The sequence below is a fragment of the Streptomyces sp. RP5T genome (genome assembly GCF_003933965.1).
Lineage (GTDB): Bacteria > Actinomycetota > Actinomycetes > Streptomycetales > Streptomycetaceae > Streptomyces.
This window is the reverse complement of sequence record NZ_RSAJ01000745.1, coordinates 1-3,537: the sequence shown is the minus strand read 5'-3', so window position 1 is coordinate 3,537 and position 3,537 is coordinate 1. Positions and strand designations below refer to the sequence as shown.

Sequence of the window (3,537 nt, the reverse complement as noted above, 5' to 3'; positions counted from 1 at the left end):
GAACACCACCCCGCACGATCCGGCAGCCGAGGACCTTCAACGCCGACGGCAGGCGATCGGCGCCCTCGGCCGCGAACTGCGACTGCTCGTCGACGCCACCGTCCGCACCACAGCCTCCCCGGAAACCCTGAACCGCCTGGCGGAAGACGTCCGCACCCTCACCGGAGCGTTCACCGGCCCCCGCCGGACAGCGGCAGACATCCCCGCGGTGGACGAATTCCCCGGCGGAGCACGGATGTACAGCCCCGTCACCGGCCTTGGCAGCCCGCTCGCGCCACCCCTGCACGTCACGCCTGCCGGCGACGGCGTAGCGGGAACTTGCACCCTTGGCATCGCTCACGAAGGGCCACCGGGCTACGGCCACGGCGGCATGAGCGCCATGCTCCTCGACGAACTCATGGGGTGGGCCTGCACCGCCGCCGGAATGCCGGGGATGACCACCGGCCTCCAACTGCGCTACCACCGCCCCGTCCCCTTGCAGACACCCCTGCACCTCGCGGCGCGCGTCACCGGAACTGACGACCGCAAAATCTTCGTGGTCGGCTCGATCACCACCGACCACGACCGCTCGGCAACCCTCGTGTCGACGGACGGCACGTTCGTCGCACCGGACCCCGACCGCGCTCGCGCCCTGTTCCCGAGCCTGCGCGAGGAGACGTGAGGACCGGCTCACCACAATCGTGGTGCTGCCAGTCGTCCAGCCCGCAGAACCGCCCGGTCCCAGGCACGTGACAGGGCACCGCAACGCCCCGCTCACACCCGAAGGACGACTGCGCCTGTGCCTACGCATCGAGGCGGGACGCCCAATCGCACACGTCGCCGCCGAAGCCGGCATCTCCCGCCGGTGCTTGGGCAAGTGGTACGCCCGCTGGCGCGCGCACGGTGAGGACGGACTTCTCGACCGCTCCTCCCGCCCAGCAGTAAGCCCGGCCCGCACCACAGAAGACATCGCGGATCTTGTGGAGGTACTGCGCCGTCAGACCAAACACGGTCCGGCCCGCCTGGCAGCCGACCTCCAGCGGCTGCACGGCATCACACTGGCCCCAGCCACTGTGCACCGCGTCCTCGTCCGCCGGGGACTCAACCGCCTACGTGACCTCGACCCACCCACCGGCGAGCGGTTGCGTGAGGTCATCCGGTACGAGCACGACCAGCCCGGCGACATGATCCACGTCGACATCAAGAAGCTCGGACGCATCCCAACAGGCGGCGAGTGGCGAATGCACGGCCTCGGCACCGATGCGGCCCGCGTATCCAAACGGGCCGGCCCCGGCACCGGAAAAGTTGGCTACACCTACCTGCACTCAGCCGTGGATGATCACTCTCGACTGGCATACACCGAGGCGTTGGAGGACGAACGTGCTGCCACCGCATCCGCGTTCTGGCACCGCGCAGCGTCCTTCTTCGCCGCCCCACGGCATCTCGATCCGCCGCGTCCTCACAGACAACGGCGCATGTTACCGCTCGCACACCTGGGCTGACGCCGTCGCAGCAACCGGCACCAAGCACAAGCGCACCCGCCCCTATACACCGCGGACCAACGGGAAAGTCGAACGCTACAACGGCACACTCGCCCGGGAATGGGCCTACGTGCGCGATTACACCTCCGAGCATGAACGTCGCGTCGCACTCGCAGACTTCCTCAACTACTACAACCACGAACGACCGCACTCAGCTCTCGGCGGGAAGCCACCCATCAGCCTAACCCCCACCACCGGATACCTCGTCACCCTCGGCCATCTGCCGCAACCACCCGCTGTCGTCCCCCAGCAGCTCACGATCGGGGACGCGATGGAACCAACCTCATGAGACATCACACCTAGCTTTCGGGGCGAGGGCTGCGGTCCTCGTTCGCCTGTGGGCGGGTTGTCCCGCCTCGGGCCGGATGGCCGGGCCCTGGAGGGGCGCGCGCCAGACCTGCTGCTGCCCGATCTGCTTTCCAGGGCTGACCGTTGTTCGTGGACGGCGGCGAGCGAACGGGCCACGGCCCGGGCACGAGGTCGACGCTGGAGTGCCCGGGACACCTGGCTTTGCTCGTCGAGCGCGTCGAAGACCTCGTCGATCAGGGCTGGGCCCTCGCGCGGAGCCCTGGGCCGGATCACCTCACCCAGATCGCGGCGACCGGGTTGCCGCCGGGGCCGGGTGGCTGCCACGTGGTCCGAGTGCGGGGGCCCAGGACGCGCTGCGGACTGGGGTGTAACTGGGTGGGCAGGCGCGTTTCCGGTTGCGGGGTGCGGGGCCTCGGCCGCCGGGTACTGGTCGAAGCCGATCAGCTCGGTCACCTCGGTGGTGATCTCGTCGGTCAGTTGGGGCACGAGTGGGGAGGCGCGTCATGTTCCGGGTCGGTGTCCGCGAGGACTGCGGCGTCCGTTGCGGCGGTCTTCGCCCCGCCTGGGTAGAGGTCGGCGATGCGCTGCACGGACAGTCCGGGCAGCTCGGCACCGGTGCAGGTGATGTCCGGGCGACTATTAGGGGGCAGGGGTCAATGGAAGCGGGCTGGTGCGCGATATTGCCCCGCGGCAAGTCGCCACCGACTACCGGCCACCGGCAAGCTCAAGGCAGTCGCCCGCCGGTAAAGCCGGTATGGCCAGCCGCCTGCCGCCTCTGCTACCAGCAGCTGGAAGTGTTCCGGAAGGCTAGGTCATCCGAGAGCTCATTTCCCGGTTTCACCACAGCTGGGTGTTGGGCGCGCCTTTGAAGGGGCCTTGCACCTCCGCGGTGATCCAGCCTCCGTAGAAGTCGCCTTCTTGGGGGGTGACGTCTTCTCCGGCGACGGTGCAGCGGTCCATGCGGCTGGGGTAGAAGGCGAAGAAGTCGGTGAGTGCTGTGTAGTCGGGTTCGGGGCGGGGGTAGCTCCAGGCGGCGCGGGGGCGTACATCGTCTCCGATGACGACGTCCCAGTAGCGGGCCGCTCCCTTCCATTCGCACCATGTCCGGCCGGAGACAGCGGGGACCAAGAGCTCGGTCCGGACGTCCTGGGCAGGGATGTAGAAGGTGGGGGGATGGCTGGTTTCCAGGACTCGAATCGCGCTGCGGGTCTCGGCCACGACCTGCCCGGCGCACTCGACGCGCACGAGGCGGTCGTCTTCTTGCAGAGCCGGTGGCCGCGGGTAATCCCAGACGGACTCGGCAGGTCGTGGAGCGGCGGGCGGCTGGTGACCGTCCAGCGGATCCAGGTACACCTCGTCCTCATAGCACCATGCCCATGCGTGGCCCGCGGCCAGGGTCCGGGCTGCGGGGTGCCCGCTTGTGTCGAAGTGTGCTGTGGCATGAGCGCCCGGGGAACTGTCGCTGCAACCTACGTGCCCGCACGTCAGGCACAGCAACAGATCGCTCGGCGCACGTCCGCGCTCCGAGCAGGGCAGGCACGTTGTACTCAGCGGGGTGGGGTCGGCCGTCCAGGTGTGGGAGCAGTGCTTGCCGGACGGCCGTCCGCCATCGTGTCGGGGCGTCCATCTCGTCATCGGTGACCCCCGACCCGGCTGCCTGCCGCACCGTACCCGTTCGGCCCACCTGCCCACAGGCCGACGTCCGTGC

Annotated in this window: 2 protein-coding genes and 2 pseudogenes; 2 read left to right on the top strand and 2 right to left on the bottom strand. The window is 69.0% G+C overall.

The annotated features are described in order from the left end of the window. A partial coding sequence (locus EHS43_RS40270; protein ID WP_221740806.1) for a PaaI family thioesterase occupies nt 1-661 on the top strand: 661 nt, incomplete at its 5' end. Between the two features lie 67 nt (nt 662-728). Further along, nucleotides 729-1,701 (top strand): annotated as a pseudogene (locus tag EHS43_RS40265) (IS481 family transposase); the annotation flags it as partial. Between the two features lie 965 nt (nt 1,702-2,666). On the opposite strand, the gene EHS43_RS47235 reads toward EHS43_RS40265, so the two are convergent. Continuing rightward, on the bottom strand, nt 2,667-3,074 hold the full coding sequence (locus EHS43_RS47235; RefSeq protein WP_260470935.1) for a DUF427 domain-containing protein: 408 nt from the start codon (nt 3,072-3,074) through the stop codon (nt 2,667-2,669). 108 nt (nt 3,075-3,182) lie between these two features. After that, nucleotides 3,183-3,464 (bottom strand): annotated as a pseudogene (locus EHS43_RS47230) (UBP-type zinc finger domain-containing protein); the annotation flags it as partial. Nucleotides 3,465-3,537: the final 73 nt, after the last annotated feature.